Annotated in this window: 18 protein-coding genes; 9 read left to right on the plus strand and 9 right to left on the minus strand. The window is 66.2% G+C overall.

The features are described 5' to 3' along the window. Positions 1-10 precede the first annotated feature (10 nt). The 6 genes from AC3WMR_RS19230 to AC3WMR_RS19255 all read right to left on the minus strand — a co-directional run bounded on the left by AC3WMR_RS19230 (position 11) and on the right by AC3WMR_RS19255 (position 6,465). Positions 11-568, minus strand: coding sequence for a MauE/DoxX family redox-associated membrane protein (locus AC3WMR_RS19230; protein WP_492266330.1), 558 nt, complete (start codon positions 566-568; stop codon positions 11-13). Continuing rightward, complete coding sequence (locus AC3WMR_RS19235; RefSeq protein ID WP_492266329.1) at positions 565-1,791, minus strand: amine dehydrogenase large subunit; 1,227 nt, start codon at positions 1,789-1,791, stop codon at positions 565-567. Before AC3WMR_RS19235 ends, AC3WMR_RS19230 begins: the two co-directional genes overlap by 4 nt. A 28-nt stretch (positions 1,792-1,819) precedes the next feature. Beyond that, positions 1,820-2,581: a transporter gene (locus AC3WMR_RS19240; protein ID WP_492266328.1), complete on the minus strand. Its 762-nt coding sequence runs from the start codon at positions 2,579-2,581 to the stop codon at positions 1,820-1,822. 190 nt (positions 2,582-2,771) lie between these two features. Continuing rightward, complete coding sequence (styD, locus tag AC3WMR_RS19245; RefSeq protein ID WP_492266327.1) at positions 2,772-4,280, minus strand: phenylacetaldehyde dehydrogenase StyD; 1,509 nt, start codon at positions 4,278-4,280, stop codon at positions 2,772-2,774. A gap of 164 nt (positions 4,281-4,444) precedes the next feature. Then, complete coding sequence (locus tag AC3WMR_RS19250; RefSeq protein ID WP_025135166.1) at positions 4,445-5,434, minus strand: quinone oxidoreductase family protein; 990 nt, start codon at positions 5,432-5,434, stop codon at positions 4,445-4,447. Positions 5,435-5,484: 50 nt separating this feature from the next. After that, positions 5,485-6,465, minus strand: a complete 981-nt coding sequence (locus AC3WMR_RS19255) for a DMT family transporter (RefSeq protein WP_492266326.1) — start codon at positions 6,463-6,465, stop codon at positions 5,485-5,487. 85 nt (positions 6,466-6,550) lie between these two features. Between AC3WMR_RS19255 and AC3WMR_RS19260 the strand changes: the two genes are divergently transcribed. The 5 genes from AC3WMR_RS19260 (at position 6,551) to AC3WMR_RS19280 (ending at position 12,438) form a co-directional block, all read left to right on the plus strand. Then, positions 6,551-7,441: a DMT family transporter gene (locus tag AC3WMR_RS19260; protein WP_492266325.1), complete on the plus strand. Its 891-nt coding sequence runs from the start codon at positions 6,551-6,553 to the stop codon at positions 7,439-7,441. Between the two features lie 40 nt (positions 7,442-7,481). Then, positions 7,482-7,988: a MarR family winged helix-turn-helix transcriptional regulator gene (locus AC3WMR_RS19265; protein ID WP_492266324.1), complete on the plus strand. Its 507-nt coding sequence runs from the start codon at positions 7,482-7,484 to the stop codon at positions 7,986-7,988. A 107-nt stretch (positions 7,989-8,095) separates the two neighbouring features. Further along, positions 8,096-9,523, plus strand: coding sequence for an efflux transporter outer membrane subunit (locus AC3WMR_RS19270; protein WP_492266323.1), 1,428 nt, complete (start codon positions 8,096-8,098; stop codon positions 9,521-9,523). 20 nt (positions 9,524-9,543) lie between these two features. Then, the gene (locus AC3WMR_RS19275) at positions 9,544-10,806 is read left to right on the plus strand and encodes an HlyD family secretion protein (RefSeq protein ID WP_492266322.1); all 1,263 of its coding nucleotides are present in this window, start codon (positions 9,544-9,546) and stop codon (positions 10,804-10,806) included. A gap of 12 nt (positions 10,807-10,818) precedes the next feature. Further along, complete coding sequence (locus AC3WMR_RS19280; RefSeq protein WP_492266321.1) at positions 10,819-12,438, plus strand: DHA2 family efflux MFS transporter permease subunit; 1,620 nt, start codon at positions 10,819-10,821, stop codon at positions 12,436-12,438. Between the two features lie 58 nt (positions 12,439-12,496). Here AC3WMR_RS19280 and AC3WMR_RS19285 read toward each other — a convergent pair whose 3' ends face one another. The 3 genes from AC3WMR_RS19285 to AC3WMR_RS19295 form a co-directional block, all read right to left on the minus strand. Beyond that, a complete protein-coding gene (locus tag AC3WMR_RS19285) occupies positions 12,497-13,453 on the minus strand; it encodes a WaaZ-like lipopolysaccharide core biosynthesis protein (RefSeq protein WP_492266320.1) in 957 nt (318 codons plus the stop codon). Between the two features lie 26 nt (positions 13,454-13,479). Further along, complete coding sequence (locus AC3WMR_RS19290; RefSeq protein WP_025135159.1) at positions 13,480-14,547, minus strand: tartrate dehydrogenase; 1,068 nt, start codon at positions 14,545-14,547, stop codon at positions 13,480-13,482. Between the two features lie 123 nt (positions 14,548-14,670). Further along, entirely contained in the window at positions 14,671-16,200 is a 1,530-nt protein-coding gene (locus AC3WMR_RS19295; RefSeq protein WP_492266319.1) for a helicase HerA-like C-terminal domain-containing protein, read from the minus strand. 156 nt (positions 16,201-16,356) lie between these two features. Between AC3WMR_RS19295 and AC3WMR_RS19300 the strand changes: the two genes are divergently transcribed. The 4 genes from AC3WMR_RS19300 (at position 16,357) to nadD (ending at position 20,045) form a co-directional block, all read left to right on the plus strand. Beyond that, positions 16,357-17,088 (plus strand): YebC/PmpR family DNA-binding transcriptional regulator, encoded by a 732-nt coding sequence (locus AC3WMR_RS19300; protein ID WP_492266318.1) that lies wholly within the window; start codon positions 16,357-16,359, stop codon positions 17,086-17,088. Positions 17,089-17,228: 140 nt separating this feature from the next. Then, positions 17,229-18,536 carry a phosphoribosylamine--glycine ligase gene (gene purD / locus AC3WMR_RS19305; protein ID WP_175192673.1) on the plus strand — a complete coding sequence of 436 codons (1,308 nt, stop codon included), beginning with the start codon at positions 17,229-17,231 and terminating at the stop codon, positions 18,534-18,536. Positions 18,537-18,549: 13 nt separating this feature from the next. Beyond that, a complete protein-coding gene (gene hemF / locus AC3WMR_RS19310; RefSeq protein ID WP_492266317.1) occupies positions 18,550-19,461 on the plus strand; it encodes an oxygen-dependent coproporphyrinogen oxidase in 912 nt (303 codons plus the stop codon). After that, the gene (gene nadD / locus AC3WMR_RS19315) at positions 19,458-20,045 is read left to right on the plus strand and encodes a nicotinate (nicotinamide) nucleotide adenylyltransferase (RefSeq protein WP_492266316.1); all 588 of its coding nucleotides are present in this window, start codon (positions 19,458-19,460) and stop codon (positions 20,043-20,045) included. The genes hemF and nadD overlap by 4 nt, the downstream gene beginning before the upstream one ends. Positions 20,046-20,077 lie beyond the last annotated feature (32 nt).

The following is a 20,077-nucleotide window of genomic DNA, read 5'->3' on the forward strand; positions in this document are numbered from 1 at the left end:
CTCCTTGGTTCTAGTGATGCAGCTGCTGCAGCTTCAGGTGCGAAGCCAGCAAGTGATTGACAGTGAAGTACAGGACCACGGCGCTCATGGCCAGGCCGAAGACCGAAGCGGCATCGGCCCATTGCAGGCTGCGCGATGCCCCCTGGGCAGCAGCAAAGACAGGCAAGGTCCACAGCGCCAGCAGGCCGTTGCGCAGCACCATCCACCAGGACAGGCCCGCGCCACGCGCCGCGGCGCTGCGAAATGCGGGGCCGCCGCAACCGCAGTCGATATCGCGGCGGCCACGCGCCAGGTTGATCGCCACGCCGGCCGTCGCCACGGCCAGCACCCCTAACGCCAGCCAGGCGCCCATCGGCCGACTGGCGGGCGCCAGCAGCAATGCCCCGGCCAGGGCCTCGGCCAGGACATAACCCCAGGCAAACGCGGCCCCCAGCCCTGCCGGTACGATCTCGTAGGCGGCCACGGCCGCGGCAAACGCGGTCATGTCCTTGAGCTTTTCCAGCGCCCCCAGCAGCAGCACGCAGGCCAGCGCGGCGCTGGCCGCGTAAAGCAGGACGGGATCGGTCATTGGGCGCCTCCGGGTTGCGGTTCGACCTGCAGCGCGGTTTCGCCGGCGCCCTGGATCGTGCCCTTGAACACGGGTGCGGCGGGCGTGGCGTCGTAGATGTTGACGTTGCCGCCATCCAGCGTGAACAGGCGCGGCTTGTCGTCTTGCGAGACCGACATCGACAGCGCGTTCTTGCCCGGTATGCGCGCCAGCCGCTTTTGCGTGGCCAGGTCATAGACCCAGATTTCCGCGGCCGGTGTCTTGTGCGAGCCTTCGACGCCGTTCGGGTGCATGCCGACATACAGGCGCTTGGTATTGCGATTCACGGCCAGCAGGTTGTAGCCGCCCGGCCGCCAGCCGCGATCCTTGCCGGACTTGTCCAGCAAAGACCAGGGCTCGGCGAATTTGGCGTCCTGGCCGCTGAAATCGGCGCTGTAGACATTGCCGTTGTACGAGACGAAATAGAAGGTGTCGCCCACGTTGCCGGTGTGCGTGAAGATCGGGTCTTTCTCGACGTCGAACATGGGCTTGCTGCGCTGCTGGCCCGATGGCTTGCCGGCGGCGTCCAGGTCCACCGTGACGAAGGTACCGTCGCCGCAGATGCTGGCAAAGCTGCGTGGCCGCGACGGCGGCACGATGATGCTCCAGCAACCGGCCGCGGCCGTCACTTCGTCGGCAAACTTGCGGGCCTTGACGTCAACCACGGTCACGGACGACGCGGGCGTGGCGTTCTGCACGAACAGCAGGCCGCCATCCGAGCTTTGCTGGAAGTAGTTGCGGTAGTTCAGCGCCTGGGCGCGCTTTTCGGGAATCGGCACCTCGTACTTGGGCGTCAGCGTTTCGGCGTCCCAGGCCTCGACCACGTCGGTGCGCTTGCCGCGGTTCAGGCGTTCGTAGTAGGTGGTCATGATGTAGATGTCCTTGCCGTCGGCGGACACCGTCATGTGGCCATTGAACGACGCGGGCACCAGCCCCAGGAACTTCATCGTATCGCCGTCGTAGATGTTGATGCGGCTGTCGACCAGGTGGTTGAACACCGCATCCATCACGTACAGCCGGTGCGGCGTGGCCGGCGGCAGGCGCGTGCCGCCCTTGAGTTCCTCGTTGGGCAGGTCGGCGCGGGCCAGGCCGGCCGCGGCGACCAGGGCCGCGCACAATGCCCATCTTCCCGCCTGAACGCCGGCCCGCCGGCCAGCTCGTGCCGCGGTCTGCCGGCCGCGTGTATCCGCACAAAGCGCAGTCATTGGATGTCTCCTGTCATGTCCGTTGCTCCTAAAAGGCATAGACGTAGCGCATCTGCACGCCCCGCATGCGCGGACCGTTTTCGACCTTCAGGTCGTGGATGTACTGCATCTGGATCTGGTTGGCGTCGTTGATCTGGTGGGTCAATTCCAGCGCCAGCTGGTGGTTGCGCGCGCGGCTGGTGACGGTTTCTCCGCTGACGCGCTCGCGCCCGCCGGTCTCGAAGCGATAGCGGATGCCCGTGTAGGTATTGGGCGTGAGGTTGGTCGAGGCCAGTGCGAAGAAGCGGAAGGACGGATCCTTTTTCAGGGTCTGGCTCATCCAGTCGGTATTGCGTCCGTAGATCTCGACCTCGCCGATGGCTTCCAGAAAAGTCGATTCCCCCACGCCCTTGACGAAGGAAAAGTCCTGGACGGTGGACCAGCGATTCTTGCCCGGCGAGGTGTCCGGACGCGAACCGTCGTAGCGCCCCAGAGGCACCACGACAAAGGGTTCCCAGGCGAACCAGGTCTTGGTGTGCTCGTTGTTGTAGAGCCAGATGGCCGACCCCAGGGTGACATCGCCAATGCCGGTCTGGCGGTCGCGCGAGGCGCCCGGCAATTCCATCGTGGTGCGGGACATCGGCACGATGAATTCCAGCTGCACGGTCTTGCCGAAGAACTCGCGATAGTGCATCTGCCGGTAGATGACGGCGTCGACGTCCACCGAGGCGCCGTCCACGCGTTTGCCCGCCGAATACAGGCCCGACGAGCGCAGGCCCGTCAGGTAGCCGGCGATGATGTTGGTGCCCACCGGTGCGGGTATCCAGTCGCGTGCGCTGGGGTCTCCTGCCCATGCGGTCTGCGCCGTTGCCAAGCATGCCAGCAGAAACGCTGCGCTTGCCCGGCCTCGGCAAATAGTCTTGCCTGCCATGCCCTTCCCCTTGGTGTCGCGGCACGCGCGTACGCCGGTATATCCCGGCTTGATGCGCGCGGCCGTCAGTCTAGTAAGCGATGCAAACGGACTTCTTTTCCAGATACATATCCAATACGGCGCGGCCGTGTTCCCGGCCGATGCCCGATTGCTTGAAGCCGCCGAACGGCATGTTGGGATCAAGCATGTTGTGGGTATTGACCCAGACCGTGCCCGCGTCGATGCGGGGGATCAGGCGCTGGACGCGGGACAGGTCGTTGCTCCAGAGGCTGGCGCCCAGGCCGAAGGCGCTGTCGTTGGCGAGCCGTACCGCGTCGTCCAGCGTGTCGAACGGCTGCGCCACCACCACCGGTCCGAAGATTTCTTCACGGACGATGCGGGCGTCGGGCGACACGTCGGCAAACACGGTGGGCCGTACGAAATAGCCGGCGCCCTCGCCCGCAAGACCGCCCGCCAATACCCGTCCGCCCTGTGCACGGCCGATGCCGATGTAGTCCATGACGCGCTGCTGATGACGCGCCGACACCAGCGGCCCAACCTGCGTGGTGGGGTCGAAGCCTGAGCCCAGCTTCATGCCGGCGGCCAGATCGGCCAGGCCCTGAACGACCTTGGGGTAAAGGCCCTTTTGCACGTACAGCCGCGATCCGGCGGTGCAGACCTGGCCCTGGTTGAAGAAAATGGCTGCCGCGGCGCCCTGCACCGCGACGTCGGGATCGCAATCGTCCAGCACGATCACGGGCGACTTGCCACCGAGCTCCAGCGAAACGCGCTTCATGTCGTCCATGGAGGCGCGGCCGATGAGCTTGCCGACTTCGGTGGACCCGGTGAAGGCGATCTTGTCGACGCCGGGGTGCGCCACCAGGGCAGCCCCGGCGGTTTCGCCTCGGCCCGTCACCACGTTGACCACGCCGGACGGAAAGCCGGCTTCGAGCACCAGTTCTGCCAGCCGCAAGGCGGTCAGCGGGGTTTCTTCGGCCGGCTTGAGCACCACGGTGCAACCCGCGGCCAGCGCCGGTGCGATTTTCCAGATGGCCATCAACAGCGGGAAGTTCCACGGAATGATGGCGGCCACCACGCCCACCGGCTGCGGCAAGGTATAGGCGCTGTACTGCACACCCGGTGGAAACGGGATGGACAACGCAAGCGTATCGCCCGTGAGCTTGGTAGCCCAGCCGGCCATGTAGCGCAGCCACTGCGCACCCGCGCCCACTTCCAGCCCCTGGGCCACGCCCAGCAGCTTGCCGTTGTTCAGGGTTTCAAGGCGGGCCAGTTCGTTGCCATGCTGCTCGACCAGGTCGGCCAGTTTGAGCAACAGGCGTTCGCGGCCGACGGGCAGCATGTCGTGCCAGGGACCCGCGGCGAACGCCCGGCGCGCGGCCTGCACGGCCAGGTCGATCTGGGCCGGACCGGCATCCAGCTGGTGGGCAATGACCTCGCCCGTGGCGGGATTGAAGACGGCGATGGGTTCGCCCTGCCCTTCGCGCAGCGGTTTGCCATCGACAAGCATGAATTCGCGGATGGCGGCCAATTCCGGGCGGTCGGACGGGGAAGCGCTGGCGGTGGGGCGGGCGGACGGCATGCGGAGGGCTCCAACGAATGAGGTTGAAGCCAGGATAGCAACGGGTCACCCCGCTGGCTTGTCCGCCCGTGCATGGGGTTTTGTCCCGGTGCGCACGCCCAGGCAAAACGGCGGAACGCGCATTGCGTTCCGCCGTTGCGGGACCTGCAGGACAGGCGGGAGGATCAGTCCAGCATCAGCACGGTGGCGCCCGTGGTCTTGCGGGAAGCCAAGGCGGTCTGGGCTTCGCCGGCCTGCTCCAGGCTGTAGCGCTGGTCGATACGAACCTTGATCTTCTTTTTCAGGACCAGGTCGAACAACTCTTCAGAGGCGGCCTGCAGCTTTTCCAGCGTGTTCACGTGCACGCCCAGGGACGGACGCGTGACGTACAGGCTGCCCTTCTGGTTCAGCACCGCCAGGTTCACGCCCGCCACCGGACCGGAGGCGTTGCCGAAGCTGACCATCAGGCCGCGCGGCTCGATGCAGTCCAGCGAGGTTTCCCAGGTGTCCTTGCCTACGCCGTCATAGACCACCGGCACCTTCTTGCCGCCGGTCAGTTCGAGCACGCGCTCGGCCACGTTTTCACGCGAGTAGTCGATGGTTTCCCAGGCGCCATTGGCGCGGGCCAGTTCGGCCTTCTCGGGGCTGGACACGGTGCCGATCAGCTTCACGCCCAGGGCGCGCGCCCATTGGCAGGCGATCAGGCCCACGCCGCCGGCGGCCGCGTGGAACAGGATGGTTTCGCCGCCTTGCAGGCGGTACGTCTGGCGGAACAGGTACTGCACGGTCAGGCCCTTGAGCATCAGGGCGGCGGCCTCGTCAAAACCGATGCCCTTGGGCACCTTGACGACCTGGTTGGCGGGCACGTTGCGGGCCTTGGCATAGGCGCCGATCGGGCTTTGGCCATAGGCCACGCGGTCGCCCTTTTTCAGGTGCTTGACGTCGGCGCCCACGGCGGTGACCACACCCGCGCCCTCGAAGCCCAGGCCGTGCGGCAGCGGATGGGGATACAAGCCCGTGCGGAAATAGATATCGATGAAGTTCAGGCCGGCCGCGTGCTGGTCGACGGTGACCTCATTGGCGGCGGGCGGCGGCACTTCGACTTCCACGAGTTTCAGGACTTCGGGACCACCGTGCTGCTCGATACGGATTGCCTTGACGAGATTGCTGGCCATGCTGGCCTCCTTTCATTGAAATGTTGCGAATCAACCGAGAAAACCAGACTTCAGCGCGCGGGGGCCGAACCGCCCGGCGCGGCGGGCGGCGGCTTGGCAGCCCCGCCCCCCATCAATACGAATACGCCAGCCAGGACCAGCGCGGTGCCGGCCAACTGCCATGCGGTAACGGGTTCATCCAGGAACCACGACGCCAGGAACAGCACCGACACCGGCCCGATCATGCCCAGGAGCGACGCAGTCGGCGCGCCGATCAGAGCCACCGCCCACATCAGCATGAAGACGGGCGCCACCGTATTCAGGGTGGCGTGGATGATCGAATAGCCGTAGACGCCCAGGGGCTGGACCAGCACGGAAGCGGGGTGCACCACGAAGAACTGCACGATGCAGGCCACGCAGGACACCAGCATGGCATAGGCCACCAGCCGCGTGGGCCCGACGCGCTTGATCAGTTCGCCCGAGCAGATCAGGTACACAGAATAGCTGAGCGCCGAACCGAAAACGAACAAAGACCCTGTCAGCACCTCGGCGGACCCACCGAAGCTGAGATCATGGGCAAACACCAGCACCACGCCCGCATAAGACAGCCCCATGGCCAGCCACTGGCGCCGCTCGACCGGACGCTTGAACCAGAACGCGGACAGCAGCACGACCAGCGACGGCGACAGGAACAGAATCAGCCGCTCAAGGCTGGCAGTGATATAGCGCAGGCCCAGGAAATCCAGGAAGCTGGACAGGTAATACCCCAGCAGGCCCAGCAGGCAGACCTGCAGGCGTTCCTTCCAGGTCATGACCACGATCTGGCCGCGGGCCGCCAGGCGCGACTGGTGCCACGCCACCGCCGCGAAGAAGGGCATGGCGAACAGCATGCGAAAAGCGATGAGCGTGACCGCGTCGATACCGTAGCGGTAGGTGAACTTGACGACGATGGCCTTGCCCGAAAACAGGACGGCGCCCAGGGCGGCCATGAAAAAGCCGGCCGCGCGGCTGGAGGGACGGGAGACCGGCAAAAGCCTGGCAATGCGATTCATGCGATGATTTTAGATTCAGTGCATGTCCAATTGCACGCCCGGCCGCGCTTTTTTAGCCGCTTTCCGCCTTCGCCTTCCGCCTCGAATGACCCGACATCGCGCCCTGACCTACATCCATATCGCTGCCATCCTGTTCGGCCTGACCGGCGTTTTCGGCGAGCTGATCCAGGCCAGCGCGGCGGTCATCACCCTGGGACGCGCCGTCTTCGCCGTGATCTCGCTGGGCCTGTTCGCCCGCATGCGCCGCCGCCCGCTGCTCGGCGCCCTGACCCCGGCCCAGCTGTTCGTGCTGGTGGTGGCCGGCGCCCTGCTGGCGGCGCACTGGGTCACCTTCTTCATTTCAGTGAAAGTGGGCGGCATTGCCATCGCCACCCTGGGATTCGCCAGCTTTCCCGCCTTCATCACGCTGTTCGAAGGCCTGATCTTCCGCGAACGCGTGCGGCTGGCCGAATGGCTGCTGCTGGGCCTGGTCACCGCCGGGCTGGTGCTGGTGACGCCGTCGTTCGACCTGGCCGACCAGGGCACCATCGGCCTGGCCTGGGGCCTGTTGTCCGGCCTGACCTTCGCCCTGCTCGCCCTGAGCAACCGGCGTTCGGCATCCGGCATGGATCCGATGCAGGTGGCCTGCTGGCAGAACCTGATCGTGGCGCTGGTCATGCTGCCGTTCGCGGCCGGCCAATTGCCCGCCCTGCCCGCCGTGGACTGGTTCTGGCTGGCGCTGCTGGGCGTGTTCTGCACCGGCCTGTCGCATTTCCTGTTCGTCTCCAGCCTGACCCGCTTGAATGCGCGCAGCGCCGGCCTGGTGATCGCGCTGGAACCGGTCTACGCCATCGCCTTTGCCTGGGTGCTGTTCAGCCAGCAGCCCACCGTGCGCATGATGGCCGGCGCCGCCCTGATCGTGGCGGCCATTGTCTGGTCGGGCCTGCGCAAGGCGCCTGCCGCGGCCGAAAACGCCCCGGAGGGCGTCCCCAAATAGCAGCCTTGACAATTACTGACTAGGCAGTAAAATTCGCAGCATGAATGCCTCGTCACGCCCTGATTCTTCCGAAAATCCGATTCATTACCGCGGGGACACCCGCTGCATGACAGAGGATAACGCCGGCTACCTGATCAAGCTGGTCGCGAACTCCCTGAACCGGATGCTGGATCAGGAAATGGCGCCGCTCGACCTGACCGCCATGCAATGGCGGCCCATCGCCATGCTGTACCTGGGCCGCGCCGACACGCCCGCCGAACTGGCCCGCCTGAACGGCATGGACACGGGCGCCATGACCCGCGCACTCGACCGCCTCGAGGCCAAAGGCCTGCTACAGCGGGCCCGCAGCCAGCAGGACCGGCGTGTCGTAAAGATCGAACTGACCGAACTCGGCGAAGAAAAGGCGCGCAACATTCCGCCCAACATCGCCCGCGTCCTGAATCACCACCTGCGGGGTTTTTCCACCGATGAAGTCGCGCAGTTGATGCACTTCATGCGCCGCATGATCGCCAACGGCTCCGCATCCGGCGTCGCGCCCGAGCGCTGACGGCGCTTCAACGAGCGCCTGCCGCCCCTGGAGACAGGGGCTTTATTTGACGTAATATTTGCCTAGGCAAATACAGATTAATCAATTACTTTCAGCAGATTGTCAGGATGAAACGCCTTCTTTCTACCGCATTAGTGCTTGCCCTGAGCGGTTGCGCCCTGATGGAACCCGGGCCCACGCCCGTCGCGGTCCTGGACGAAGCCAAGTTGGGATTGACTGCCCAGGCCACCGCCTGGCCCGAAACACAGTGGTGGCAGCGCTACGGTGACAGCCAGCTCAACACGCTGATGGACGAAGCGCTGGCCAACAGCCCGTCCATGACGGCCGCCCAGGCGCGCCTGGCCAAGGCCAATGCCGCGGTCGGCACTGCCCGCGCGCCCCTCTTGCCCCGGGTCGACGCCGACTACTCGCTGACCCGCGAGCACCTGTCCAGCGACTACATCTACCCGGCGCCGCTGGGCGGGTCGGTCGTCAGCGACAACCGGCTGGCGCTGGACTTCAGCTACGAGCTGGACTTCTGGGGCAAGAACCGCTCGCGCCTGCAGGCCGCCGTGTCGCAACAGTCCGCGGCACAAGCCGATGCCCAGGCCGCCCGCAACATGCTGGCCAGCGCCACCGTGCGCGCCTACCTGAATCTGCAGAACGCGTTTGCCCAGCGCGACGTCATCAAGCGCGTGCTGACGCAGCGCGAAGACGTGCTGTCGCTGACGCGCGGCCGCTACTCGGCCGGCCTGGATACCCAGGTCGAGGTCAAGCAGGCGGAATCGTCGCTGGCCGCCGGCCGGGTCGAACTGACCCAGAACGAAACCACCCTGGCCCAATTGCGCAACCAGGTGGCGGCGCTGGTCGGCGCGGGCCCGCAACGCGGCCAGTCGCTGGTCGCCGTATCGCTGACCGCCCCTGGCGGAGGCGTGCCGGACAGCGTGCCGCTGGACCTGCTGGGTCATCGCCCGGACGTCGTTGCCGCCCGCTGGCGCGCCGAAGCCGCGCGCCACCAGATCGACAGCGCGCGCGCCGAGTTCTACCCCAACGTCAACCTGGCGGCCTTCGTCGGCTTCCAGGCGCTGGGCACCGGCAACCTGCTGGGCGCCGCCAGCCGCACCGCCGGCATCGGCCCGGCCGTCACGTTGCCGATCTTCCACGGCGGTGAACTGAACGCCAACCTGGCCGGCCGCCGCGCCGACGCCGATCTGGCGGTGTCTGACTACAACCAGACCGTACTGGACGCCGTGCACCAGGTGGCCGACGCGCTGGACGGCCTGCGCCTGCTTGAGCAAGAAAAAACCCAGCAGCACCAGGCCCGCGAAGCCATCGAGGCCGCCTACGAACTGGCGGTCAACCGCTACAAGGCCGGCATGGGCAACTACCTGACCGTGCTGATCGCGCAGACCGGCGTGCTGACGCAAGCCCGCCTGGACACCGACCTGCGCATCCGCGCCTACCAGCTCGATGCCAACCTGGCCAACGCGCTGGGCGGCGGCTACGCCCCCGCGCCCGCTACCCAGCCCGCGCCCGCCACGAACTCCACTCATTGAACGCTCCGGATTCAGACGTCATGAACGCAGCCACTACTCCTACGACCAATCCCGCCCGCAAACGCCTGCTGCTGACCGCGACCGGGGTCTTCATCATCCTCGCGATCGCCTACGGCATCTGGTGGGCCCTGTTCGGCGCCCACTTCGAAAGCACCGACGATGCCTATGTGCACGGCAACCTGGTGCAGATCACGCCGCAAGTGCCCGGCACGGTCATCGCCATCGAAGCCGACGACACCGAAACGGTCGCCGCCGGCCAGCCGCTGGTGCGGCTGGACCCGGCCGACACCGAAGTCGCCCTGCAACAGGCCGAGGCCAAGCTGGCGCAGATGGTGCGCCAGGTCCGTACCTACTACGTGCAGAACGATGCGCTGGCAGCCGATGTCGACCTGCGCAATGCCGATATCCTGCGTGCCCAGGCCGAACTGACCCGCGCCCAGAGCGACGTCAGCCGCCGCCAGCAACTGGCCAAGTCCGGCGGTGTCAGCGGCGAAGAAATCCTGCACGCCGAAGCCGCCCTGAAAACCGCCCAGTCCGGCCTGGCGCAAGCCCGCGCCGCGCTGGCCGCTTCGCGCGCCAAGCTGGCCACCAACCAGGCCCTGACCCAAGGCACCACCGTGGCGGACCACCCCGACGTCCGCCAGGCCGTCGCCGGCCTGCGCAACGCGTGGTTGGCGCAATCGCGCACCGTGCTGCCCGCCCCCGTCGGCGGCGTCATCGCCCGCCGCAGCGTACAGGTGGGCCAGCGCGTGGCCCCGGGCGCCGCGCTCATGACCGTCGTGCCGCTGGACCAGGTCTGGGTCGAAGCCAATTTCAAGGAAGGCCAGCTGCGCAAGATGCGCATCGGCCAGCCGGTCAAGATGGTGGCCGACCTGTACGGCAGCTCGGTCACGTATCACGGCACCATCGCCGGCCTGGATGCCGGCACGGGCAGCGCCTTTGCCCTGCTGCCCGCCCAGAATGCCACCGGCAACTGGATCAAGGTGGTGCAGCGCGTACCCGTGCGCATCGCCCTGAACCCCGACGACCTGAAGACGCATCCGCTGCGCGTGGGCCTGTCGATGGACGTCGAAGTGGACGTGGGCAAGCAGGAAGGCGAAGCCCTGACCGCCGCCGCCCGCAAGGAACCGGCTTGGTCGACCCGCGCGTTTGAACCTGCCCATGACGAAGTGGACGCGATGATCAACAAGATCATCCAGGCCAACCTCGCCTCTGACGAATTCACCCCGCAGGCGGCCCAGTCGCCCGCCAGCAAAGAAGGCTCGGCGCGCAGCGCCAAGTAAGGAAGCGCTCCCATGAGCACCCCCGCACAGCCCGCGGCCGGCGGCGCCCCCGCCGAACCGACCGTACTCCCGCCCGGCACCTACCCGCCGCTGGAAGGCGCGACCCGCATCATCGGATCGATCGCGCTGTCCACGGCGGTGTTCATGAACGTGCTGGACACCTCGATCGCCAACGTCTCCATCCCGACGATTTCCGGCGACCTGGGCGTCAGTTCCAGCCAGGGCACCTGGGTCATCACCTCGTTCGCCGTCGCCAACGCCATCACCGTGCCGCTGACCGGCTGGCTGACCCAGCGTTTCGGCCAGGTGCGGCTGTTCCTGATCTCCACGCTACTGTTCGTGCTGGCCTCCTGGCTGTGCGGCTTCTCGCCGTCGCTCGAAGCCCTGATCGCCTTCCGCGTACTGCAAGGCGCCGTGGCCGGCCCGATGATCCCGCTGTCGCAAACGCTGATGCTGGCCAGCTTCCCGAAGTCCAAGGCGGGCATGGCACTGGCGGTCTGGTCCATGACGACCCTGGTCGCGCCCGTGGCCGGGCCGCTGCTGGGCGGATGGATTTCCGACAACTACACCTGGCCCTGGATCTTCTATATCAACGTCCCGGTAGGCCTGTTGGCCGCCTGGATCAGCTGGCGCATCTACGGCAACCGCGAATCGCTCACCCGCAAGCTGCCTATCGACAAGCTCGGCCTGGTGCTGCTGGTGGTCTGGGTGGGTTCGCTGCAGATCATGCTGGACAAGGGCAAGGAACTGGACTGGTTCGCCAGCCCCACCATCATCGCCCTGGCGGCCATCGCCTTCGTCGCGTTCGTGTTCTTCCTGATCTGGGAGCTCACCGACGCGCATCCGGTGGTGGACTTGCGTCTGTTCAAGATCCGCAACTTCACCGTCGGCGCGGTGACGCTGGCGGTCGCCTACGGCGTGTTCTTCGGCAACGTGGTGCTGCTGCCGCTCTGGCTGCAAAGCTACATGGGCTACACCGCCACCTACGCCGGTTTGGTGACGGCGCCCGTGGGCCTGCTCGCGATCCTGCTGACGCCCATGGTGGGCAAGATGCTGGCCACCCGCGACCCGCGCCAGATCGTCACGGCCGCGTTCATGATCTTCGCCCTGGTCTGCTTCATGCGGTCGGGTTTCAACACCCAGACCGACGTGCGTACGCTGATGATCCCGACGATCATCCAGGGCGCGGCCATGGCGGCGTTCTTCGTGCCGCTCACCTCGATCACGCTGTCCAGCATCGAGCCCTGGCGCATTCCGGCGGCCTCCGGCCTGTCGAACTTCCTGCGGCTGACCGCAGGCGCGTTCGGCACGTCGATTGCCACCACGCTCTGGGAAAACCGCGCCACCCTGCACCACTCGCAGCTGACCGAGGCCGCCAAACCCGGCCAGGCGGCGTTCGACCAGACGTTGAACGCGTTGCAGAACGGCGTGGGCATGTCCCACGAGCAGGCCTTGAGCACGGTAGATCGCATGATCAATGCCCAGGCGTTCACCATGTCGGCCGTCGACGTGTTCTACGCCTCGGCGGTGATTTTCCTGATGCTGATCGGCCTGGTCTGGTTCGCCAAACCGCGCTCGGCCAAGGCGGGCGGTGGCGGCGGTGCGGCCGAAGCCGCGGCGGGCGCCCACTGACGCGCACGGCACACTCGGTGAAAAAAAGGGCCTGGCAAGAAATTGCCAGGCCCTTTTTTCAGTTCTTCAGCAAGGCTTGCCAGTCTTGCCGTTCGATCACATCCGGCGGTATCGCACTGACTGGTGACAGGTTGATCACCGACACGCCGCGGCCGCGCCATTGCTGCGCGGCAAACCGGAACGACGGCTCGATGAGGCGGGCAAAATTGCGCGCCAGGCGGCTGGTCTGCGGCGTGGCGCCTTCGTCGTAGAAGCGCATGCCGTGCTGCAACGTCAGGTCCAGGCCGTGCAGGTACACCCTGCGCGCCCCGCCTGAAATCATCACTTGCAGCGCCACGTAGGCCACCGTGTCGGCGTCGAACACGCCCAGCGACGCATTGAAGCTGTAGCCCAGCCCTTGCTTCGCGTCCAGCAGTTGCAGATCGGGCGAGGCCGCCACCATGCGCTTGAGCACGGCAGGCGCCGCGCTACGCTGGTAGGCGCGTTCGGAGATCAGCTCGATGATGCAGATGCGGCAACGGATCAACTCTTGCGGAATGCCCTGCATGATGTAGCGCAGCACTTCGGGCAACACATACAGCGTCAGGTCACAGGCGACGATCTCGCGCACCAGATCAATGCGATCTCGGACGAAGTTCTGGTCGATGATGCAGTAATACTTGAACGGCAGATCGAACTTGCGGGCAAGCGCGATCGAGCCGTTCACCCCCATGGCCGCCCGGATCTTCAGGCGGTCGTAGGGAATCTCGGCGATAGAGGGTCCGCTCAGGATCAGGTGCATCTCGTCGTCGGCCGGGTCGTAGCCCTGCTCGAGCGGCGTGATGGGCAACGACCGGCCAAAGGCGCGAAAGCCGCTGATCACCCCGGCCGAATTGCGCCAGATGCGAACGAACGGCCACAGATGCTGGTTATGCCGCTGCGTGCGCGACCGCATCATGCGGAACAGCTTGCGAGCGAAACGGTCGGCCCGGCTGCCACCCACCTGAGTGGAGGTAGAAGCAATGGAGTCGACCATGTCCTCGGCCCCCTCGAAACGCACGGCTAGCCCGCCGCGATCAGCGACGCAATGGCATCGCCTACTTCAGCGGTGGAAGCCGTGCCCTTCATGTCGCGCGTGCGCGGGCCATCGGCCAGCACGGTTTCAATGGCGCGGACGACGGCCGCCGAGGCCTCGGGGTAACCCAGGAAGTCCAGCATCAGCGCGCCGCTCCAGATCTGGCCGATCGGGTTGGCGATGCCTTTGCCGTAGATGTCGGGGGCGGAGCCATGCACAGGTTCAAAAAGGGACGGAAACTTGCGTTCCGGGTTCAGGTTGGCCGACGGCGCGATGCCGATCGTACCCGTGCAGGCGGGGCCCAGATCGGAAAGGATGTCGCCGAAAAGATTCGACGCCACGACCACATCGAACCAGTCGGGGTGCTGCACGAAATGCGCGCACAGGATATCGATGTGGTATTTGTCCCAGCGCACATCCGGATAGTTCCCGGCGATATCGGCCACCCGCTGGTCCCACCAGGGCATCGAAATGGAAATGCCGTTGGACTTGGTGGCCGCCGTCAGGTGCTTGCCCCGCTTTTGTGCCAATTCAAACGCGAATTTCAGCACGCGGTCGGCGCCGATGCGGGTAAATACGCTTTCCTGGATGACCACTTCGCGTTCGGTGCCGCCAAACAGGATGCCGCCGCTATTGGAGTATTCACCTTCGGTATTTTCACGAACGATGAAAAAATCGATCTCGCCAGGCTTGCGGTCGGCCAGCGGCGACGGCACGCCGGGCATCAGACGCACCGGACGCAAATTGATGTATTGATCGAATTCGCGGCGAAACTTGAACAGCGAGCCCCACAGGGCCTCGTGGTCGGGCACGGTGGCGGGCCAGCCGATGGCACCGAAGAAAATCGCCTCATGCTGGCCGATCTGCTGCTGCCAGTCGTCCGGCATCATCTTGCCGTGCTTGGCGTAATAATCGCAGCTCCAGTCGAAGTGGTCCCACTGGAAATCGATGCCAAAGCGCGTCGCGACGGCCTCGAGCACCTTCAGGCCTTCCGGCACGACTTCCTTGCCGATACCGTCTCCGGGAAGCACTGCAATCTTGTGTTTCTTCGCCACCGCTCTGTCCTTTCGATTCCTGGGTTACACCGCCCAGAATCATAGGCATAAATGGCGGCAACGCAATACCCCCAGTTACAAAACTTGGGGGTATGCGGGTGTTCCAGAGATGGAATACAGAATTCAGCGGCGGGTTTTGGATCCCAGCAACGAACCGAGTATGCCGCGGGCGAGTTCGCGGGCAATGGAACGCGCCGTGCTCTTGGCGACCGACTGCACCACACCGTCGCGCTTGCCGCCGCGCGGCCCCGTCGAGCCGAACAGGACATCGTTCAGGCCATCCATGAAGCCGCCGCCCTTGTCTTCCGGGGCTGGAGCGGGCGACGGCGCCCCCGCCGTCGGCACGGGGGCTGCCGGGTCTTGCCTGACGGGCGCCGACGCGCGCCCGGCCAGCACCTCGTAGGCGGATTCGCGGTCGATGGCCTGGCCGTACTTCGTCGTCATCGGGCTAGCCTGGCGCAAGGCCTGGCGTTCCGCGTCGGTCGCGGGGCCAATGCGACTGGCGGGTGGCACAATCCAGGCGCGCTCGGTCGGCATCGGCCGACCCTTGGCGTCCAGCAGCGACACCAGGGCCTCGCCCACGCCCAACTCGGTAATGGCCGCTTCGATATCCAGGCCGGGATTGGGCCGCATCGTCTGCGCGGCGGTCTTGACGGCCTTCTGGTCACGCGGCGTGAACGCGCGCAGCGCATGCTGTACCCGGTTGCCCAACTGGCCCAGCACGGTATCCGGGATGTCGAGCGGGTTTTGTGTCACGAAATAAACGCCCACGCCCTTGGAACGCACCAGTCGCACCACCTGCTCGATCTTGTTCAGCAGTGCCGGCGGTGCGTCATTGAACAGCAGGTGCGCCTCGTCGAAGAAAAACACCAGCTTGGGCTGTTCCACGTCACCGACTTCGGGCAGCTTTTCATACAGGTCGGCCAACAGCCACAACAGGAAAATCGCGTACAGCCGCGGTGCCTGCATGAGTTTGTCGGCGGCCAGCACGTTGACGATGCCGCGGCCCTGGGCGTCGGTGCGCATCAGGTCGGCAACGTCCAGCATGGGTTCGCCGAAGAATTTCTCGGCCCCCTGGGATTCCAGCGCCAGCAGGCCGCGCTGGATGGCGCCGACGCTGGCCGAAGACACATTGCCGTAGCGGGTCTTGAGTTCGGCGGCGCGGTCGGCCACGTTCTGCAGCATGGCCCGCAAGTCTTTCAGGTCCAGCAGCAACTGGCCTTCGTCGTCGGCCACCTTGAAAACCAGGGTCAGCACCCCTTCCTGGGTGTCGTTCAGTTCCAGGATGCGCGCCAGCAGCAGCGGGCCCATATCGGTGATGGTGGCCCGCACCGGCACGCCCTGCTCGCCGAACACGTCCCATAGCGAAACCGGGCTGGCGCCCCAGGCCGGCTCGGCCAGGCCCAGGTTTTTCAGGCGTTCCTGCAACTTGGGGCTGGCCGCCCCCGCTTGCGAAATACCGGTCAGGTCGCCCTTGACGTCGGCCATGAAGACCGGGGTGCCGAGGCGGGAAAAGGATTCGGCCAGTACCTGCAGGGTGACGGTCTTGCCGGTGCCGGTGGCCCCGGTGATGCAGCCGTGCCGGTTGGCCAGGGCGGGCAGCAGCGCCAACTCGGTCTGCGCGTTCTTGGCGATGACGATGGGGTCGGGCATGGGCAACTCTCCGGGCCGGGGGGTATCAGATGCCCAAGTGTAGAGCCTGCCGTGGCGCTTGTGCGTGGCAATATGGACACAGGCGACGGGGTCCCGGGCGCACAGGCCGCCGGCACGGTAAAATGCCGTTTTTGCAGACAATTTATCTGGGAAGCCATGGCCGGACACAGCAAATGGGCCAATATTCAGCACCGCAAAGGCCGCCAAGACGCCAAACGCGGAAAGCTCTGGACCAAGATCATTCGTGAAATCACCGTGGCGGCGCGCGCCGGCGGCCCCGACCCGGACAGCAATCCGCGCTTGCGCATGGCCTGGGACAAGGCCACCGACGCCAACATGCCCAAGGACAACATCCAGCGCGCCATCCAGCGCGGGGCGGGCGGCGCCGACGGCGACGCCTACGAAGAAGTGCGCTACGAAGGCTACGGCATCGGCGGCGCGGCCGTCATTGTCGACTGCATGACCGACAACCGCACCCGCACCGTCGCCGAAGTGCGCCACGCCTTCGCCAAGAACGGCGGCAACCTGGGCCAGGAAGGCTCGGTGGCCTTCATGTTCAAGCACTGCGGCCAATTCGTGTTCGCGCCTGGCACGCCAGAAGACAAGGTCATGGAAGCCGCCCTCGAGGCCGGCGCCGAAGACGTCACGACCGACGCAGAAGGCGTGATCGAAGTCGTCTGCGCCCCGCCCGACTACGCCGCCGTGCGCAGCGCCTTCGACGCCGCCGGCCTGAAGGCCGAAGTCGACGGCATCGTCATGAAGGCCCTGAACGAAACTGAGCTGGCCGGCGAAGACGCCATCAAGATGCAAAAACTGCTCGACGCCCTGGAAGGCCTGGACGACGTGCAGGAAGTCTATACCACCGTCATTTTCGACGAAGCGCAGTAATTCCATGACCCTGGCGCACTGAAGGCATCCGCCTTCCAGGCGCCGCGCTGTCACCGGACCCGGGCCCGCCCGGGTCCGTGGCCTATTTCTCGGGCAGGTGTCTCGCGACACTCGACTGGCAACCTTAAGACTCACGCAACATGAAACTCCTGGTAATTGGCTCTGGCGGCCGCGAACATGCCCTGGCCTGGCGACTGGCCCGCTCCCCGCGCGTACACAAGGTGTACGTCGCCCCGGGCAACGGCGGCACGCAACGGGCCGAGCAAATGGAGAACATCCCGTTCACCAACGCCGAAGAACTGGCCGATTTCGTCCAGCGCGAAGGCATCGCCCTGACGGTCGTCGGCCCGGAAGCGCCGCTGGCCGCCGGAGTCGTGGACGTCTTCCGCGCCCGTGGCCTGAAGATCTTCGGCCCGACCAAGGCCGCCGCGCAGCTGGAAAGCTCCAAGGATTACGCCAAGGCCTTCATGGTCCGGCACAACATCCCCACCGCGCGCTACGAGACCTTCACCGACCCGGCCCTGGCCCACGCCTACATTGACCAGGAAGGCGCCCCCATCGTCATCAAGGCCGACGGCCTGGCCGCCGGCAAGGGCGTGGTGGTCGCCGCCACTCTCGAAGAGGCGCATGCCGCCGTCGACGCCATGCTGGGCGATGGCTCCATGGGCGCCGCCGGCGCACGCGTCGTCATCGAAGAATGCCTGGTGGGCGAAGAAGCCAGCTTCATCGTCATGTGCGACGGCCGCAATGTGCTGGCGCTGGCCACCAGCCAGGACCACAAGCGCCTGCAGGATGGCGACCAGGGCCCGAACACCGGCGGCATGGGCGCCTATTCGCCCGCCCCCATCGTCACCCCCGAACTGCACCATCGCATCATGCGTGAAATCATCCTGCCGACCGTGCAGGGCATGACGCGCGACGGCATTCCCTACACGGGCTTCCTGTACGCCGGCCTGATGATCGCCCCGGGCGATGATCCCGACCGCGACATCAAGACGCTGGAATTCAACTGCCGCATGGGCGACCCTGAAACCCAGCCCATCATGATGCGCGTCAAGAGCGACCTGCTTGACGTGCTCGAGCACGCCGTGGACGGCACGCTGGACCGTGCCGACATCACCTGGGACCGCCGCACGGCCCTGGGCGTGGTGCTGGCCTCGCACAACTACCCGAACACCCCGCGCACCGGCGACGTCATCCGCGGCCTGCCGGCCGACGCCGATGACTGCATGGTGTTCCATGCCGCCACCGAACTGGACGGCGAAGACACCAAGACCACCGGTGGCCGCGTGCTGTGCGTCACCGCGCTGGGCGACTCGGTCAAAATGGCGCGCGACCGCGTATACGAAGCCATCGACGGCATCCACTTCGACGGCCGCCAGTACCGCAGCGACATCGGCTGGCGCGCACTGAAGCCGTCCCAGCAGAAGCCCAAGTCCAACGCGTAACCGGAAAGCGCCGATGAACGCATTGCCCGTCGCCACGGTCCGCGACTACCTCACCGGCCTGCAGTCCCGCATCGTCGCCGCCCTCGAGGCCGCGGAAGGCAGCGCCTTCCGCGCCGACGAATGGACTCGGGCCGAAGGCGGTGGCGGCCTGTCGCGGCTGCTCGAAGGCGGCGCGCTATTCGAACGCGCGGGCGTGCTGTTCAGCCACGTCAAGGGCACGAAGCTGCCGCCGTCGGCCAGCGCCCATCGTCCCGAGCTGGCCGGACGCGGCTGGGAAGCCATGGGCGTGTCCATGGTGCTGCATCCGCGCAATCCGTACGTGCCCACCACGCACATGAACGTGCGTATGTTCGTGGCCGCGGCCCGCCCCGGCCACGACGAAGCCGACGTGTTCTGGTTTGGCGGCGGCATCGACCTCACGCCCTACTACCCGTTCGAAGAAGACGCGCGCCACTTTCATACGGTCTGCCACGACGCCCTGGCCGGCCACGGTGCCGACTACTACCCGCGCTACAAGCGCTGGTGCGATGAATACTTCTTCCTCAAGCACCGCAACGAAACCCGCGGCATCGGCGGCATTTTCTTCGACGACCTGAACGCCCCGGGATTCGACGCATCATTCGCCCTGACCCGCTCGGTGGGCGACGCCTTCCTGGCCAGTTACCTGCCCATCGTCGAACGTCGCCGCGACACGCCCTACGGCGAACGCGAACGCGATTTCCAGGCCTACCGGCGCGGCCGCTATGTCGAATTCAACCTGGTCTTCGACCGCGGCACCTTGTTCGGGCTACAGTCGGGCGGCCGTACCGAATCGATCCTGCTGTCCATGCCGCCCCTGGCGCAATGGCGCTACGACTGGCACCCGGAACCCGGCACCCCGGAATCCGAACTGGCCGCCTATCTGACCCCGCGGGACTGGGTGTGAAGCGCATCGGACTCCTGGGCGGCAGCTTCGACCCCGTCCACGTCGCGCACATCGCCCTGGCCGAAAATGCCTTGCGCGCGCTGGGGCTGGCCCAGGTGCAGCTCATCCCCGCGGCCAATCCGTGGCAACGGGCCGCCTTGCACGCTACCGAATCACAGCGCCGCGACATGCTCGAACTGGCCATCGCCGGACACGACGGGCTGGTGGTCAACCCCATCGAGCTCGAACGCGGCGGCGCCACCTACACCATCGACACCCTGCGGTCGCTGCCGGGCGACGCTCGTTACGTCTGGCTGCTCGGCGCCGACCAACTGGCCAACTTCTGCACCTGGCGCGACTGGCAGGAAATCTCCCGCCTGGTGGACCTGGCCGTGGCCACGCGCCCCGGCACGCCGCTGACGCCGCCTGCCGATCTGGCCGCCTGGCTCGGCAGCCTGGGCCACTCGCTCGAAGAACTGCCTTTTGCCCCGATGCCGGTGTCGGCCTCGCAGATCCGCCAGCGCCTGGCGCAGGGCGAATCCACCGATGGCCTCCTGGCCGGCCCCGTCGCCGCGTATATTGCGGCGCACCATCTTTACCGATAAACCCTCACCCGCCTGGGCGCACAGCGCCACGG

This window comes from Achromobacter sp. FW305-C-28 (assembly GCF_058783235.1).

Bases quoted from the DNA above. Each gene is read 5' to 3' on its own strand.
- styD (WP_492266327.1), bottom strand. From the start codon at position 4,280: ATGCCGTCCGCCCGCCCCACCGCCAGCGCTTCCCCGTCCGACCGCCCG.
- AC3WMR_RS19255 (WP_492266326.1), bottom strand. From the start codon at position 6,465: ATGAATCGCATTGCCAGGCTTTTGCCGGTCTCCCGTCCCTCCAGCCGC.
- AC3WMR_RS19235 (WP_492266329.1), bottom strand. From the start codon at position 1,791: ATGACTGCGCTTTGTGCGGATACACGCGGCCGGCAGACCGCGGCACGA.
- AC3WMR_RS19295 (WP_492266319.1), bottom strand. From the start codon at position 16,200: ATGCCCGACCCCATCGTCATCGCCAAGAACGCGCAGACCGAGTTGGCG.
- AC3WMR_RS19230 (WP_492266330.1), bottom strand. From the start codon at position 568: ATGACCGATCCCGTCCTGCTTTACGCGGCCAGCGCCGCGCTGGCCTGC.
- hemF (WP_492266317.1), top strand. From the start codon at position 18,550: ATGAACGCATTGCCCGTCGCCACGGTCCGCGACTACCTCACCGGCCTG.
- AC3WMR_RS19275 (WP_492266322.1), top strand. From the start codon at position 9,544: ATGAACGCAGCCACTACTCCTACGACCAATCCCGCCCGCAAACGCCTG.
- AC3WMR_RS19250 (WP_025135166.1), bottom strand. From the start codon at position 5,434: ATGGCCAGCAATCTCGTCAAGGCAATCCGTATCGAGCAGCACGGTGGT.
- AC3WMR_RS19300 (WP_492266318.1), top strand. From the start codon at position 16,357: ATGGCCGGACACAGCAAATGGGCCAATATTCAGCACCGCAAAGGCCGC.
- AC3WMR_RS19280 (WP_492266321.1), top strand. From the start codon at position 10,819: ATGAGCACCCCCGCACAGCCCGCGGCCGGCGGCGCCCCCGCCGAACCG.
- AC3WMR_RS19260 (WP_492266325.1), top strand. From the start codon at position 6,551: ATGACCCGACATCGCGCCCTGACCTACATCCATATCGCTGCCATCCTG.
- AC3WMR_RS19270 (WP_492266323.1), top strand. From the start codon at position 8,096: ATGAAACGCCTTCTTTCTACCGCATTAGTGCTTGCCCTGAGCGGTTGC.
- purD (WP_175192673.1), top strand. From the start codon at position 17,229: ATGAAACTCCTGGTAATTGGCTCTGGCGGCCGCGAACATGCCCTGGCC.
- AC3WMR_RS19285 (WP_492266320.1), bottom strand. From the start codon at position 13,453: ATGGTCGACTCCATTGCTTCTACCTCCACTCAGGTGGGTGGCAGCCGG.
- AC3WMR_RS19265 (WP_492266324.1), top strand. From the start codon at position 7,482: ATGAATGCCTCGTCACGCCCTGATTCTTCCGAAAATCCGATTCATTAC.